Annotated in this window: 15 protein-coding genes; 2 read left to right on the forward strand and 13 right to left on the reverse strand. The window is 35.2% G+C overall.

The features are described 5' to 3' along the window. Positions 1-252: 252 nt before the first annotated feature. The 4 genes from MHH73_RS11725 to MHH73_RS11740 form a co-directional block, all read right to left on the reverse strand. Complete coding sequence (locus tag MHH73_RS11725) at positions 253-852, reverse strand: response regulator transcription factor (RefSeq protein ID WP_191814086.1); 600 nt, start codon at positions 850-852, stop codon at positions 253-255. Further along, positions 849-1985 (reverse strand): sensor histidine kinase, encoded by a 1137-nt coding sequence (locus MHH73_RS11730; RefSeq protein WP_341066935.1) that lies wholly within the window; start codon positions 1983-1985, stop codon positions 849-851. The genes MHH73_RS11725 and MHH73_RS11730 overlap by 4 nt, the downstream gene beginning before the upstream one ends. An 84-nt stretch (positions 1986-2069) precedes the next feature. Further along, a complete protein-coding gene (locus MHH73_RS11735; RefSeq protein ID WP_191814090.1) occupies positions 2070-3083 on the reverse strand; it encodes a fatty acid desaturase in 1014 nt (337 codons plus the stop codon). A 124-nt stretch (positions 3084-3207) separates the two neighbouring features. Beyond that, a complete protein-coding gene (locus tag MHH73_RS11740) occupies positions 3208-3816 on the reverse strand; it encodes a branched-chain amino acid aminotransferase (RefSeq protein ID WP_225230596.1) in 609 nt (202 codons plus the stop codon). A gap of 263 nt (positions 3817-4079) precedes the next feature. Here MHH73_RS11740 and MHH73_RS11745 point away from each other — a divergent pair, with 263 nt between their 5' ends. Continuing rightward, complete coding sequence (locus tag MHH73_RS11745; protein WP_225230597.1) at positions 4080-4601, forward strand: ribonuclease H-like YkuK family protein; 522 nt, start codon at positions 4080-4082, stop codon at positions 4599-4601. 1 nt (position 4602) lies between these two features. Here MHH73_RS11745 and MHH73_RS11750 read toward each other — a convergent pair whose 3' ends face one another. From MHH73_RS11750 to MHH73_RS11760, 3 genes are all read right to left on the reverse strand, one after another. Beyond that, positions 4603-5058 carry a CoxG family protein gene (locus MHH73_RS11750; RefSeq protein WP_191814092.1) on the reverse strand — a complete coding sequence of 152 codons (456 nt, stop codon included), beginning with the start codon at positions 5056-5058 and terminating at the stop codon, positions 4603-4605. Between the two features lie 523 nt (positions 5059-5581). Then, the gene (locus MHH73_RS11755; protein ID WP_341066942.1) at positions 5582-6574 is read right to left on the reverse strand and encodes an LLM class flavin-dependent oxidoreductase; all 993 of its coding nucleotides are present in this window, start codon (positions 6572-6574) and stop codon (positions 5582-5584) included. A gap of 15 nt (positions 6575-6589) precedes the next feature. Continuing rightward, positions 6590-9160 (reverse strand): helicase-related protein, encoded by a 2571-nt coding sequence (locus MHH73_RS11760; protein ID WP_341066944.1) that lies wholly within the window; start codon positions 9158-9160, stop codon positions 6590-6592. A 555-nt stretch (positions 9161-9715) separates the two neighbouring features. Here MHH73_RS11760 and MHH73_RS11765 point away from each other — a divergent pair. Further along, positions 9716-9847 carry a hypothetical protein gene (locus MHH73_RS11765; protein ID WP_341066947.1) on the forward strand — a complete coding sequence of 44 codons (132 nt, stop codon included), beginning with the start codon at positions 9716-9718 and terminating at the stop codon, positions 9845-9847. A 174-nt stretch (positions 9848-10021) separates the two neighbouring features. Here MHH73_RS11765 and speE read toward each other — a convergent pair whose 3' ends face one another. From speE to MHH73_RS11795, 6 genes are all read right to left on the reverse strand, one after another. After that, positions 10022-10849 (reverse strand): polyamine aminopropyltransferase, encoded by an 828-nt coding sequence (gene speE / locus MHH73_RS11770; RefSeq protein WP_341066949.1) that lies wholly within the window; start codon positions 10847-10849, stop codon positions 10022-10024. 20 nt (positions 10850-10869) lie between these two features. Beyond that, positions 10870-11184 (reverse strand): DMT family transporter, encoded by a 315-nt coding sequence (locus tag MHH73_RS11775; RefSeq protein WP_225230598.1) that lies wholly within the window; start codon positions 11182-11184, stop codon positions 10870-10872. After that, complete coding sequence (locus MHH73_RS11780; protein WP_191814103.1) at positions 11184-11525, reverse strand: DMT family transporter; 342 nt, start codon at positions 11523-11525, stop codon at positions 11184-11186. The genes MHH73_RS11775 and MHH73_RS11780 overlap by 1 nt, the downstream gene beginning before the upstream one ends. A gap of 2 nt (positions 11526-11527) precedes the next feature. Beyond that, positions 11528-12115 carry a TetR/AcrR family transcriptional regulator gene (locus MHH73_RS11785; protein WP_341066954.1) on the reverse strand — a complete coding sequence of 196 codons (588 nt, stop codon included), beginning with the start codon at positions 12113-12115 and terminating at the stop codon, positions 11528-11530. A 346-nt stretch (positions 12116-12461) separates the two neighbouring features. Beyond that, entirely contained in the window at positions 12462-13946 is a 1485-nt protein-coding gene (gene dacB / locus MHH73_RS11790) for a D-alanyl-D-alanine carboxypeptidase/D-alanyl-D-alanine endopeptidase (protein ID WP_341066957.1), read from the reverse strand. Positions 13947-14192: 246 nt separating this feature from the next. Next, a complete protein-coding gene (locus MHH73_RS11795) occupies positions 14193-14501 on the reverse strand; it encodes an MGMT family protein (protein ID WP_341066960.1) in 309 nt (102 codons plus the stop codon). Between the last annotated feature and the right edge of the window lie 51 nt (positions 14502-14552).

Genomic DNA, 14552 nt, shown 5'->3' on the forward strand with positions numbered 1-14552 from the left:
ATAACATTTCCTTAATAAAGTACATTGATTGTTTAAAATATTATGAACCCTATTCTTAGTATTGTCAACACAGTTCCTGAAACTTTTCTATTATTCTTACAAATTTATAATATCCCTTTAAACACGGGATTTCACTAGTCTTTTATTGAAATGGTTTGCATGAAATATTATGCAGAAAGAGCTCTAATTTTTCAGATAATTAGTTAAAGAATACAAAAATACTCGTGACCTCCTTCTCGTCACGAGTACTTATTAATGAAACCAACCTTTCTTTTTTGATTCTGTGATGGCTTCGATTCTGTTTGTTACCTCTAACTTCTCTAATATTGCTGAAATATAATTACGAACTGTACCGACTTTGATTGTTAATGTTGAAGCAATTTCTTTCGTACTTTTTCCTTCTGCCATTAATTCAAGTACCGCTTTCTCACGTTCTGTTAAGGGATTTTCTTCTCGATACACATCATCCATCAATTCCGGGGCAAAAATTCTTTTGCCTGCCATGACACTACGAATCGACTCAGCTAATTCTTCACTCGGGCTATCTTTTAATAAATAGCCGCGGACTCCTGCTTTTATCGCTCGTTGAAAATAACCGGATCTTGCAAAAGTGGTTAATATAATGACTTTTATGCCACTGTTTTTGATGTCTTCAGCTGCTTCTAAACCTGTTTTTAAAGGCATTTCAATGTCCATAATACAAATATCAGGACTTTGTTCTTGTACTAATGTAACGGCCTCTTCTCCATTGGAGGCTTGACCAACGACTTGCATATCGTCTTCAAGATTTAGTAACGAACCGAGTGCGCCTAACATCATTCTTTGATCTTCCGCAATGACAATTCGAATCATGCCAAATCTCCTCCTTCAACTTGTTTAACTACAAGTGGAACAATAATTGAAATTGTCGTCCCCTCATTACAATTAATGACCAAATGGCCATTTACAAATTCTAATCTTTCTTTCATTCCATGAATCCCATTACCATAGCTTTTTTTCTCACTATTCGTAATGCCTATACCATTATCCTTTACAGTAACGACTAACTCTTTATTTTGTTCTTCAATAACTATTGAACATTTTGTAGCTCTACTATGCTTGACTACATTTGTGACTGCTTCTTTTAAGCACATACTAATAATATTTTCGATAAAAATCGATGTGTAAGCTTCTTTTAGCGGTTCATTGATTTCTAAATCCATTTGCGCAGCTTGTAAGATTTCTTTAATGCGAACTACTTCTTCTTGCAATCTTATCCCTCTCATTTGCGATACCATTTTCCGTACTTCATTTAAAGCTGTACGAGCTGTTTGCTGGACATCTTTTAATTCCACTTTTGCTTGTTCAGGGTCTTTTTGAATTAACTTTCTCGCCAGATCACTCTTTAATCCGATTAGTGAGAGTTTTTGTCCAAGTGTATCATGTAAGTCGCGCGCAATTCTTTGTCGCTCCTCTTGTTTGACAAGATCGGCAATTCTTTGGTTAGCGTATTCTAATTGTTTCTCTAACCTCTCTTGTTTTCTTTTGTTATAAATATTAAACGGCAATAATATCATACTGACTAAAATAATAATCACAAATGGAAGTTGACTTAAAAACATTTCACTTTTGACAACAATATGATAGTTAATCGCTACAGTCGTTGAAACAATGTGAATGATATAAACAATAAAAAATGCCACTCTATTTTTTATATATCCATTATAATAAGCGATGAAAAAAGCAAAATATACATATTGATAAATAATTAACATCGTCATTGAAATCGCAATTAATAAAAGAGACCAAATATAAACAGGCCATTTATTAGAGATGAAAGCAAAGCGAAAAGTGATAAAAAAGACGACCGTTAAGATGATACCAACAATAATCTCCCAGGTCGTTGAAGATTGAAAGATAAAATAAAATGGGAGAATGGTCAGGATAATCCATATGTATGGCGTCATCCCAGAGCTTTTTAGTTTATGTAAAAGTGGATATGACATTGTGATCCTCCGCTTCCAATGTAGAAATAGAAAACTCCTTTGTTTCTTTCATACAAAGGAGTTTCTTAACAGTATTATAGCAGATTATGAAGATACCGGTACTTTTCGGTATTGTTTTACTGCACGGTAACCGACAAATATTTTCTTCTCTTCATCCCAAAGCTTAAAGCGAAGAGATTCTAAGCTTGTTGCTAGCGAAATGGTCGGTACATTTTGTAATTGCTCACTGTTCGTATGTGCTTTCTCTAATTCGTAATTTGGTACTCTTGGGGCTAGATGATGTACATGATGGTAACCAATATTCCCTGTCATCCATTGCAGTGGTTTTGGCAATTTATAAAATGAACTGCCTTCAATCGCTGCACTCACATATTCCCATTCTTTATCTGGCTCAAAATAAGAATCTTCAAATGTATGCTGGACATAAAATAACCAAATACCCGCTGCACCAGAAATCAGGAAAATTGGGATTTGCACAAGTAGGAATGCTTCCCAACCGATGAGGTAACACATGAACGCATATAAAGCAACAATACCAACATTGGTTAAATACGTATTTAGTCTCTCGGGTAAACGAGCGCCTTTCCGATTAAAACGATTTTTGAATAAAAATGTATAAATGGGACCTAAACCAAACATAATGATTGGATTACGGTAAAGTCGATAACCAACCTTCGTTAAAAAAGGGGCATCCATATATTCTTTAACAGTCAATAACCATATATCGCCTGTCCCTCGCTTGTCCAAGTTACTGCTTGTCGCATGGTGAACAGAATGATCATGTGCCCAAGCGCTATATGGAAAAATAGTAATAATCCCCGTGATCGTTCCGACAATCTTATTCGCCTTACGACTTTTGAAAAATGAATTGTGGCAGCAATCATGAAAGATAATAAATATACGTATTAAAAAGCCCGCTGCTAAAACGGATAATGCTAATGTCAATAAATAATGAATGGATAGTGAAAAATAAGCTAGTGTCCATAAACCAAAAAATGGTACAAGCGTATTGATTAATTGATATATACTTTTGTTTCGATTCGCCTTTTCAAATGGCAGCATTTGTTTTCTCAATGTTTTCAAACGTTCTTTTGTCATATTGTAAGTTCCTTTCCTTCAATATTAACTTAATAATAAAGACGTCTGAAAATACTGTGAAGACATAGGTGTCATCAGGCAACCATGATAAATGTCATGTATACATCATGACCAGCTACTAATATCAACCTTCAAGCTCTATTGTAAGGTGAAATAAAATTTGATAAATAAGTGAAAAAGCTTCGCCTATCGTCATATCATCGGAAAAACCTTCCATATAATCTAATGTAAAGTTAATTTCCCATAATCCATCTTTTTGATTAAACATCGGGCTGAGTCGCGCTTCGTCACTTGTGAAGATTGACATAAAATAGGCCTTAATTTCTTTTTCCTTTTTCTTAGGCTGCTTTAAACCAATCAAGCAATCATATGTACGAAATAAATCATCTACTTCAAAAGAAAGTGATTCTACATTTAGTTGATCAAACCATACGGATTCTACATATACGAATTCATTGATATGTTGTTTAAAATAAGTGATTGGCTGTTCAAAAAATTCACTGGCCGATTCCGTCCCGAGAAAGTTTTCTGTTTCTTTATCGCCCCTTTCAATATAACTATCAAAAAAGCGCTTTTTAGGATCGAGAACGTTTACCTCTTTTTCATCTATTAACTCCTGCTTTTTAGCGTAGTTTAATTCTTCAATAAATAGTAATTCTCCATTTTCTTTTGCTTGTTTAATTCTTTCTTCTAACTGTTGTTTAAACATCATTCGCACCTCTTTGTCTTTCATTGCAAGTTTTTCTCCTTTACATTCTACACAACTCTCTATCATGCTTTCAACAATGTAAAATCACATATTGAATATCATCCACGATCAGTGCGACCGAATAAGTGCAATTCCTTGCAATTAATCAACCAGAAAAGCCCGCACCCCTTGCATAATAAATTTTATCTTAAAATCTTTACTTCTCTCATATGTATAAAATAGGCAGCAACTGATTCATGAACGTACTTGAATGCATAAACTATAAATTAAAAATGTGGTGATGACTTTTGCAAATACTTCCTTTTCAAAATTTACAAGAGAAAAACTTAACATTTGAAGATGTCTTTGAGCGCATCCTTCACTTCATGTACATCCAACCGAGAGGAAATTATAAGCTAATTGTTGGAACAGACTCTCAAGTACATCCAGCCCATACTTTATTTATCACAGGGATAGTGATTCAAAATGCAGGCAAAGGAGCGTGGGCGTGTATTAGAAAATGTTCCATTCCTCGCAAGATGCTTCAACTACATGAACGCATTTCTTTTGAAACTTCGTTAACTGAAGAGGTCGTTGCATTATTTGATGAAGAGAAGAAAAACAAGATGATTGATATCGTCTTACCATTTATTTACCAAGGTGCAAGTTTTACGATGGAAGGTCATTTAGATATTGGGGCCGGCTCTCGTAATAAGACGAAGGAATATGTAGCTGAAATGGTTGCGAGGATGGAATCCATTGGAGTGGAGGCCAAAATAAAACCAGAGGCATATGTCGCCTCTAGTTATGCAAATAAATTCACAAAATAAATTACTGATGCAGTGAATACTGTTCTTCTGCTTTTTCCGCTACTGCATTCGTTAACTCGGTTGTAATATCAGGAAGAGAAGTGTCCAGAATGGCATTTGCCATTTTCGCCATCATTCCTTCCGCTACAATCTCTAAAAAGCCCGTCATCACTACTTCTTGTTTGGAAGAACTTACGCTTGAGAAAAAACCATTACCCTTAAATTTCTCATTGATACCTGTTAAGTTAAATGTCACTTTATTTGGTGCCTGCCATCTCGTGATATCCACCTGTAACTCTATCTTCTTTTTCATTAAGCCGACATCTACTTTAAACACCCAGATGGAGCTTTTCTCATTTAATATCTCATGCCTAATATACCCTGGAACAAGTGGAGCCCAATGGTTCATATCACTAACAAATTGCCATAAATGTTCAATTGATACATTTACTTTTTTTTCATGATGAAAGCTTGCCATTATGCCTCTCTCCTTCATTCTCGTCTTAGATGCTACTGCCTTATTTCTATTCGACCTGTAGGAGAAACATGCTATCAAATTTAGGATTAGCGTATCAGTATACGCAAAACAAATTAGAAACTTTGGAGGTAACAGCTGCTTTCTTTCTGACCAAAAGATTAATATTGTCTCAGTTTAATAAAACGAAAATACGTCATCTGTTTGCTTTTATAAATGCCGAAAAGGAGAACTTGACTTTTTTTAAATCAATGGAGGAAACAGATTATTTTGATATGATATCGCGATTGGATATGTCTGTTTGAGACAAAGGCTATGCTACAGAAGTGTCAAGCGGTGATTAGCTTTAGAATGATGGTCGAACCACATATAATTCCGCACCAGTGCAGTTATAAAAAAAGCTGGGAATGCGCTACAACTATTTATATAGTGGGATAGCAATCTAGAGAAAAAATCGTCACCTTTCGTTGTTTGCACATAACAAAAAAGATAATGTGTAGGTTTGCTACACATTACCTTTACAACACTAATTAAATGGTTTATTAAACATATCAGCCAATAATTTATATGATTTGAGACGGTCGTTATAATCATGTGTAATTGTCACGATCATGATTTCATCTATGCCGTATTGTTCTGTAAGATTTAGCAATTCTCTCTTGACCTTTTCCGGATTGCCAATAATCATTCTATCTTTCATCTGTGCAACTTTTTCTTGTTTTGCACTGAAATAGGGATGCTTAATTGCTTCCTCTATTGAGGGCACTCCTTGCTTCTCTCCATCATCTGATTGTAGATGCCATAACAATACTGAAGTAGCTATTTCCTCAGCCTTTTCATCTGTTTCAGCACAAATAACGGAAACGGTTAACATCATCTTTTGTTGGTCGTTCTTGCGCTTCTCTTTAAAAAGATAAAACGCCTCTTCACCATTGGCTTCACTCATAAAATGTCCAAAACAGTAATGCAACCCTTTTTCCGCTGCTAAACGTGCACTTTTATCGCTTGTTCCTAACATCCACACTTCCGGTTTTATTGGTGGGATGGGACTTGCCTTTACTTTACGAAAAAGATGGTCTTCTGGATGCTTGTCATTTAAAAAAGCAAGCAGTGTATCAATCGACTGTGGCCACTCTTTGACGGCTTGTAAATAATTTCCCGCCAGTGCAATACTTGCTTCCGCAGAACCTCCTGGTGCTCTTCCTATGCCAAGGTCTATACGACCTGGAAAAAGTGTGCTTAATAGATGAAAGTTCTCTGCCACCTTATAAGGCTTATAATTTGGTAGCAGCAATGCACCCGAGCCGATTCTAATATTTGATGTTTGTGAAGCAATATAACTCATCATTATTTCAGGAGAGGAGCTAGCAAGCCCAGGCAAGTCATGATGCTCTGCAATCCAATAGCGGTAATAGCCTAATTCATCCGCTTGTTTGGCTAACTGCAGTGATGCCTCAAGTGCTTCTTTTGCTGTCTTGCCTTTTGCAATAGGTGATTGATCTAAAATACTCAGCTTCAATATTACCCCTCCTGTTTACCTCTTATAGTAACGTCTTCTTCTATTCGGTTGATTCTTATGGCAATCATCGCAAATGTTAAAAGCATGATCCCACGTTAAAGATTTTCCACAACGCTTACAAGTTTTTTTCATATTTGCAATATCATCATCTAATCGTTCAAACACATGATTAGATATATCATCCCTTACTCTTTCCCAATAGATGGCTTCGGTATGTTGACCTAATTTATAAAGAAAAAGTAAATGAAGGCCTATTGCTTTATAAGAATACTCAAGGTCTTCAAGATTACGATTCCTTAACCTCGGTTCAGGTAACTCTTCATGATCAATGATACTGTACATTGTCTGCTCCCATTGTCGAACTAGGTCTGCTTCTTTTTTAGAAAATGGTAAATGTAAAAAGCTGTACAAATCTTTTAAAGGCATCCTCGCCTCAATCTCTGTCCCTCGAACCAATTCATAAAGCTCTCTTTCTTCACTTAATGTGGCTTTCTTTGTTCCTTTTGGACTTTCAAACAAATCCCAGAGTTCAAAAAACTTCCCTAGATCACGATAATACGAAAGAAAGCGATCAAAAATGGCTGAAGTAGGTGCAATAGCAAAACTTTCAATCGGAGCATCTACTTGTGATAATAAGCTTCTCATTAACTTAATTCGATCAAAAAAAGCCACTCTACCGACAGGGTAAATCCCTTTTCGCCCCGCTCTCCCAGCAATTTGCTTCACTTCTTGAGATGTCAAAGTCCGACGCTTCGTACCATCAAATTTCTCCGTTTCCAGAAAAACAATCCGTCGTATCGGTAAATTCAATCCCATCCCGATCGCATCTGTTGAGACAATGACATCAGACTGTCCAGCTGTAAAACGATTAACTTGTTTCTTCCTCGTTTCAGGTGGCATACTGCCATATATCATACTGACTTGATGACCTTTTCTCTGTAACATAGATGCTGTTTCTAATACCCTTTTACGTGAGAAACAAATTAGCGCGTCACCCGCTTTTACATTTTTTAGTGAGAACTCTTCACTGTCTACTTCCAAAGGGGCTTCTCGTTGATATCTATTTATTTCAACATCGCTATCTCCAATTAATTGCAACAGCATATCTTCGGCATTTTTACTGGCAATAATATGCACTTCCCTCGCATTTGCCTTTGTGATTGCTTTAAACCAAGCATAGCCTCGGTCCTTATCACTAATCATTTGTGATTCATCGATGACAATGACATCATAATCATCTTTCTCATAAAACATCTCAACAGTACAAGATAAATGTGTCGCACCTATTGTTTCACGTTCCTCTTCTCCTGTTTTTAAAGAGCAAGGCGTTCCTTCACTATTTAGTTTTTCATAAACTTCTAGTGCCAATAATCGTAATGGAGCTAAATATAACCCGGATGGGGCTGCTTTCATTTTTTCCAGTGCATGGAACGTTTTTCCTGTATTGGTGTCACCAATATGAAGAACAAATTTTTGATGAATATTTTTGCGGCTCTCATAAGCTGATCCAAAAATATCATTCAACATTCTTTGTTGTTGTTCTTCTTTTTGCCTACGTTCCTGTTCTTCTTGCTTTCGCTTCTGTTTTCTTTCTTTCACTTGAATTTCATACAATCTTCGCTGCTCTTCTACTTCATAATCCTCATTTGCTATCGTCAATAAATCTGTAACATAGTCTTCCATTAAACGGCCTAGTGCATTTGGAATCAAATCCTCCCAATCGATTAGATCCAATAGCTTCTCTCCCGTCAAACTATGATGAAACAAAGATTGATACTTATCGATATGATTTTGACCAAGATGTAAAAGAAGCGCTTGTTGTATAAGCGTATGTAAAGATTCTCCTATCATTTGTTCATATTCAAAATAGTAGGTCTCATATTCAAAATACCATTTATTTTTTATCATCACTTTGTGGAGATTACCTGTAAACTCTTCAAAGAAATCTTCTACTCGTGGGTAATCATCAACTACAAAAGGACCCACTTCTACTAAAGGTTCCTCTAAATAACTCGATTCCGTCTCATCGTATTTCACTCTATCTGCTAAATCCTTTTTAAGCTTTAAAGCCGCTTTATGTCTTAAAGCTAAAAAGAGATCTTCGCTGTTTTTTGCCAACCATTGTTCTGCTTCTTCACAAAGAAACTCTTGATAGGCGTATCTTTCTTGTTTGATCTGACGTTCTTTTTCTTCTTGAAGATATCTTTCTCTCGCATAAACATAACGCTTTGCCCACTTTTCTGGTTGATCTGCAAAAATCGAATGGAGCAACTTATTGACATTTAATGGACGAAATTCAATGACTTCTTTCCTAAATGCTTGATTTAACGTTTTCTTATTCATATCTTCAACAACATAGTTTTTTTTCTTTAAATACTCCTTCTTATGAAATCGAGAGAGTTTGTTTGTCGCTTTATTACTCCACACATTCTGCCAAACTTGTGCTAAAAACGGGGCACGATCGTTTAAATATTGGGCAAAACTTAACATTTGTTCATTTGCACCTAAATAATAATCTATGTCTTCATAAATTTTCATTTTTGTATATTCAGTCGCTTGACGATGGATATCCTCTAATTGCTTCATTTCTTTAACTCCTCTAACAAATACATATTATTCCTATTGTATACGAACTCGTGTCACTTCACTACCATAACATATCGCACTTCCGCTAAAAAATTATCAGAGAATTTAAAATTAAAATCAACAAACAAGGAGTTCGGAATCAATTCATTTTTAATTTGACTTAAATATTATAGAAGGAAAATATAATGGCTAAAACAAAGTGGACGTTAACGCCCAGCCAAAGTAGTATTGATTTCTGTTAAACATATGATGATTGATAATATAAAGGGATTATTTACAGCGTATGATGCTGTCATCGAGGCAGATCCATCAAATTTAACAACTGTTGATATTGCATTACCAATTGACAAAGCTAGTATTGAAAAAAGGAAGACCATGATAAACATGTAAATTCACAAGATTTCTTCGATACCGAAACCTATCGAATAATTATTTTTAAAGCAACTTGTTAAAAAAGGGTAGATGAATATGGCGTAAACAGCTTCTGACCATTAAAGATACAACGAAACTAGAAACGCTTGCCGTCATTGAATTTGAAGGAACAGGTATTAATCCATGGGGAAATACAAAAGTTGGCTTTACCGTAACAGGATTAGTAGAAATGATTATGCGTTAACATGGAATGCTGCATTAGAAATGGGTGGCGTCCTTGTTGGAGATAAAATAAAATTGGTTTATGTTTTGTAACAATAAAGTCTTTTATTTAAACCACTAACAAATGAAATAACAACCTATCTATAGTTTGATAGGTTGTTATTAAAGTTATCTAAAAACCTATTTGAGATCGAAGGTAAAGTGTTTAACGAATAATAAAAATGTAGTTTTAGTACACTATTTCATAAACTTAAATATTACCTCATGTTATTTACATAAATTTTGTACAAATTTAGGCAACACGAAACTCGCTTGATGTAATTCTGGAGTATAGTATTGACCATTAATATCACTTATTCTATTAGAATCAACATCTAAGGGATCATACTTCTTGGAACCTATAGTGAATGTCCACATCCCACTTGGATATGTTGGTATATTACAAGTGTAAAGGCGTGCAATTGGGAAGATTTCCTTGGTATCTCGAATAGCATTTCTAATTAATTCTGCTTTAAACCAAGGATTATCTGTTTGTGCAACAAAAATACCGTCTTCTTTTAGTGCTTTTGCAATGCCTGCATAAAATCCTTTTGTGAATAAACCCGCAGCCGGTCCCACAGGTTCAGTAGAATCAACCAAAATTACATCGTACTTGTTGTTGCTTTTTATAATATGATCAAATCCATCACCAATTATTAATTCAGTCCTAGAATCACCAAAACTTGAAGATATGTGAGGTAGGTGTTTTTTTGAATATTCAACAACTTTATTATCGATTTCAACCTGAGTAACTTTCTCTACACTAGAATGTTTCAATACCTCTCGTACTGTACCACCATCTCCTCCACCAACAATTAATACTTTTTTAGGAGAAGGATGTGTAAATAATGGGACATGCGCTATCATTTCATGATAAACAAATTCATCTTTTTCGGTTGTCATAACCATATTATCTAATAACAACATATTGCCAAACTGTTCAGTCTCTAACATATCTAGTTGTTGATATTCAGTTTTTTCGTTCTCTAATATTTGATTAATTTTACCTGTAATTCCAAATGATTGAGTTTGTTTCTCTGTAAACCATATTGACATAATGAATCTCCTCTTTCTATTTAGCTAATAAGTTTTAATCCTACTGCAGCACTCAATACCATTGCCATAAAAATGATACGTAGCCAATGTTTTGACTCACCGTAAAATAAGATTCCTACAACTCCTGAACCGACAGTTCCAATTCCCGTCCAAATAGCATAGGCAGTCCCCATTGGTAAAGATTGCATTGCCATACTTAAGAAAATAAAACTACTTCCTAATCCAAGAATAAATACTAAGAATGATTTAATTGATTTTTTTTGAAGTATCATATTTATTCCAGTAACACCAACGACCTCAAATATCCCTGCGAGAATTAGAAAAGTCCATCCCATTATCCTTCACTCCCTTCTTTTTGAGGTTTACCTGTTACTACTTTAAGACCAATAACTCCTGTAAGAAGAATAAGGATTAACAATAATTTTAATATTTTAAATGGCTCACCAAAAACTAACATTTCCATTAGGACAGTTCCAGTTGTACCGAGCCCTGTAAATACTGCATACGCCGTTCCTACTGCTAGTTTAGATGTAGCTTTTATTAATAGAGCAAAAGACAGTATGATAGCAATGATTGTGCCAGTCCATGTTATTACATCATTTGAATGCTTAAGCCCTATAACCCAGCCAACTTCAAATAAAGATCCTAGTATTACTAAACTCCATGCGCGATTCATCTTCATCCACCTCTCTCATTACTAATGCCTTGCCAATAAACATACCAAGCTTCTGATAATCTAATAGCAAGTCGTTCTGAATTACCATATAGAAGTTCTACAAATAAACCGTCTAAAATAGTTAGAAATGCTAATGTAGCTGTCCTCTCATTAACAATTGGTTTTAGTATTCCGCATTTTTGTTCAAATAGTAACTTAAATATCTCTTCAAGTTCACTAACATATTTATCAGTTCCAATTTTTATAAGGTCTTTAAGTTGTATTGGAGGAAAAAAAGAAGTCCTCAAAAAGAAACTAGTATTACTATTTTCTTTATTATAGGAGTCCAAATATTCATTTAAAAAATTGTATAAGATTTCTCTTAGAGGTTTTGCTTTATTTTTAGATATAAACTTTTTGACAAATAATAATTCATTATTTACAGCATCATTAAAAGTACTAATAAAGAGTTCATCTTTACTTTTAAAATGAGTGTAAATAGATTGTTTTTTTATTCCAACCTCACTTGCAATTTGAGTTAAAGATGCACCTTCATATCCATGAAGAGCAAATTGAGTTAGTGCTACTTTTTTTAGTTGTTCATATGTCATAAATTATCATCCTTCCGAACGGTCGTAAGGATATATTATCACTACACTTCATAAACGTCAAATAAAAATTATATTGAAGTTATATAAAAAATGTGGATTTATAGTAAGGGAGTTTGAAAATGGGTAAGAAAGGAGAATTGGGAGTTATTATTACTTTTAAATATCTTTTTATTAGTTAATCGACTTTATAATGGATTAAAAAATACTTTATTATTTCTATACAGTTATCCTTTCAGAAAGGGTGAATAGTTGAAAAATAGGGGAACTAAAAAGTAGCTTTTAAAATCAAACGACGAAAACGCTTGGAGGAGTAATCCAAGCGTTTCCGTCGTTTGACGAGAGCGATTTACTGCTCAGCTAAAATCGTCGCAATTTTATCTTCAATGATTTTCCCTTTAGATCCATCGATCATATTATTTAATACGATAGAAAATACATATCTTTCGCCTGATTGGTTATCAACGTATCCTGAAAGTGAGCTTACTGTTGAAATGGATCCTGTTTTTGCATAGACATAGCCCTCTGCAGGAGAGTTTTTCATGCGATTTCTTAATGTACCTCCTATCATTCTTTCTGGATGACCAGCAACCGGTAATGATTGAAAATATGTTTCAAACCAAGATTCCTTCTGTACTTCGTATAAAAGTTTTGTCAGCTCATTTGCTGGTATTAAGGTAACATGAGAGATACCGGACCCGTCCCTTAGTAGGGTAGTTTCTTGGTTAACTCCCCAATTTTTTAATTCATTTGCCAATACTTCTAAGCCTGCATCCCAACTGCCTTCATTTTTAACCACTTTCCCCATTTCTTTGATTAAGATTTCCGCATGTGTATTATTACTCAATTTCATAAAGGGGATGAGCAGTTCCTTTAACGGCATGGACTGTTGTTCAAACAACACTTCTGTTTGTTCAGGTGCGACTCCTACCTTTACCCCACCATGTATTTTAATACCTTCATCTGCTAAAGAATCCTGTAATAACGCTGCAGCATACTGTGTTGGTTCCCATACCGCAATCCACTCTCTACTAGATGTCGCTTCCAAGGGAATCGTCCCAGAGATTGTTATCTCATTTGTACCATGTTCTCTTACGATATCGATATCCTTCTCGTCTGAGGCACCAACTGTTTTAGCCTCATTATTGATTTTGACATATCGATTGTCCGGTTGCAGTGTAATTTCTGGCTTATCCCCCTCTCGCTTCCCTGATTTTACTTCTACAATGACACTACCAGCATCATAATCTTCATTTGGACTCGCAGTTAATGCAGAAATTTGTGCACCGTAATAATAACTCTCATCATTCCAGACAATATCTTCTGACAAACGCTTATCATCATACCAACTGTCATCTGCAATAAGTTGTCCCTTAATCATTTTGATCCCTTGTTTTTTTAATGCTTTAGCCATGTTAGTAAAATCTTCTTTCATTAAAGTAGGGTCGCCATAGCCCTTTAAATAAATATCGCCATGGTGGACAGAGCCCCTTTGTTGGCCTTTTGATAATAGTTCTGTTTTAAAGCGATAATCCTCACCTAATACTGATAGTGCTGCCGCGGCTGTTAATAGCTTCATATTAGAAGCTGGTCGCAATCTTGTATCAGCTATATGCTCATAAACAATCTCTCCTTCATCTGCGCTCCTCACGCTAACACCAGCAAGAGCTCCTGCTAACAGTGGATCGTTGTTAATGAGTTGATTAAGCTTTTGAACTAATTCATCTCCTTCTTCATTAGCCGAAACTTGTGGTTCCACTGCTGATTGAAACGGTGTGTAGGCAATGGAAAGTAGTAGTACAACCGTTATCAAACTCACTAAAGCCTTTTTCATTTTTCCTCATCCCCTCCTATTTTCTCCTGTCTACATTTCTTCTACATAGATTGACAAAAAACTGCATGTATATGTATTGAACTTCGCTTTTTCTCCAATTTTCTCCTGTAAGTGAATGGATGTGTTTTTACCTTCTATCTTAATAGGTAGCAATTACTACTCAATTATTACTTTTGTCAATTATAGGCATACTTTAGGGGGATAGAGAGAGTAGAAGGACAAACTTAACTGAGTCCTAAGGCTGAACTAGGCTCGATCATACTGAGATCGACTCATATCTACTTGATGATCACGTATAAAGAAAACACCTTCTCGTTCGAGTAACTCTTTTTGCCTATCGGCTTGATGGCCATCACTTATTTTGATTTCACCTACTTTATTGACCACTCTATGCCAAGGTAAACTATATTTATGACTCATTGAATGGAGAATGCGCACAACTTGTCTTGCACCGCGAGGGCTACCCGCATATGTTGCAATTTGTCCGTAGCTCATTACTTTGCCTTCAGGGATTTCTTTGATGATTTTAATCACTGTTGCTGTAAATGGTTGCATATACTTTCCTCCAAACGGCTCGTTTTGTTACTAGTATAATTTAATAATCCA

Source organism: Cytobacillus sp. FSL K6-0265 (assembly GCF_038003465.1).
In the GTDB taxonomy this organism is placed as follows: Bacteria; Bacillota; Bacilli; order Bacillales; family Cytobacillaceae; genus Cytobacillus; species Cytobacillus stercorigallinarum.

What these genes read in the sequence shown, in the direction of transcription:
- MHH73_RS11725 (WP_191814086.1), bottom strand. Translation starts at nt 852, where the DNA reads ATGATTCGAATTGTCATTGCGGAAGATCAAAGAATGATGTTAGGCGCA.
- MHH73_RS11730 (WP_341066935.1), bottom strand. Translation starts at nt 1,985, where the DNA reads ATGTCATATCCACTTTTACATAAACTAAAAAGCTCTGGGATGACGCCA.
- MHH73_RS11735 (WP_191814090.1), bottom strand. Translation starts at nt 3,083, where the DNA reads ATGACAAAAGAACGTTTGAAAACATTGAGAAAACAAATGCTGCCATTT.
- MHH73_RS11740 (WP_225230596.1), bottom strand. Translation starts at nt 3,816, where the DNA reads ATGAAAGACAAAGAGGTGCGAATGATGTTTAAACAACAGTTAGAAGAA.
- MHH73_RS11750 (WP_191814092.1), bottom strand. Translation starts at nt 5,058, where the DNA reads ATGGCAAGCTTTCATCATGAAAAAAAAGTAAATGTATCAATTGAACAT.
- MHH73_RS11760 (WP_341066944.1), bottom strand. Translation starts at nt 9,160, where the DNA reads ATGAAGCAATTAGAGGATATCCATCGTCAAGCGACTGAATATACAAAA.
- MHH73_RS11765 (WP_341066947.1), top strand. Translation starts at nt 9,716, where the DNA reads ATGGGGAAATACAAAAGTTGGCTTTACCGTAACAGGATTAGTAGAAAT.
- speE (WP_341066949.1), bottom strand. Translation starts at nt 10,849, where the DNA reads ATGTCAATATGGTTTACAGAGAAACAAACTCAATCATTTGGAATTACA.
- MHH73_RS11775 (WP_225230598.1), bottom strand. Translation starts at nt 11,184, where the DNA reads ATGGGATGGACTTTTCTAATTCTCGCAGGGATATTTGAGGTCGTTGGT.
- MHH73_RS11780 (WP_191814103.1), bottom strand. Translation starts at nt 11,525, where the DNA reads ATGAATCGCGCATGGAGTTTAGTAATACTAGGATCTTTATTTGAAGTT.
- MHH73_RS11785 (WP_341066954.1), bottom strand. Translation starts at nt 12,115, where the DNA reads ATGACATATGAACAACTAAAAAAAGTAGCACTAACTCAATTTGCTCTT.
- dacB (WP_341066957.1), bottom strand. Translation starts at nt 13,946, where the DNA reads ATGAAAAAGGCTTTAGTGAGTTTGATAACGGTTGTACTACTACTTTCC.
- MHH73_RS11795 (WP_341066960.1), bottom strand. Translation starts at nt 14,501, where the DNA reads ATGCAACCATTTACAGCAACAGTGATTAAAATCATCAAAGAAATCCCT.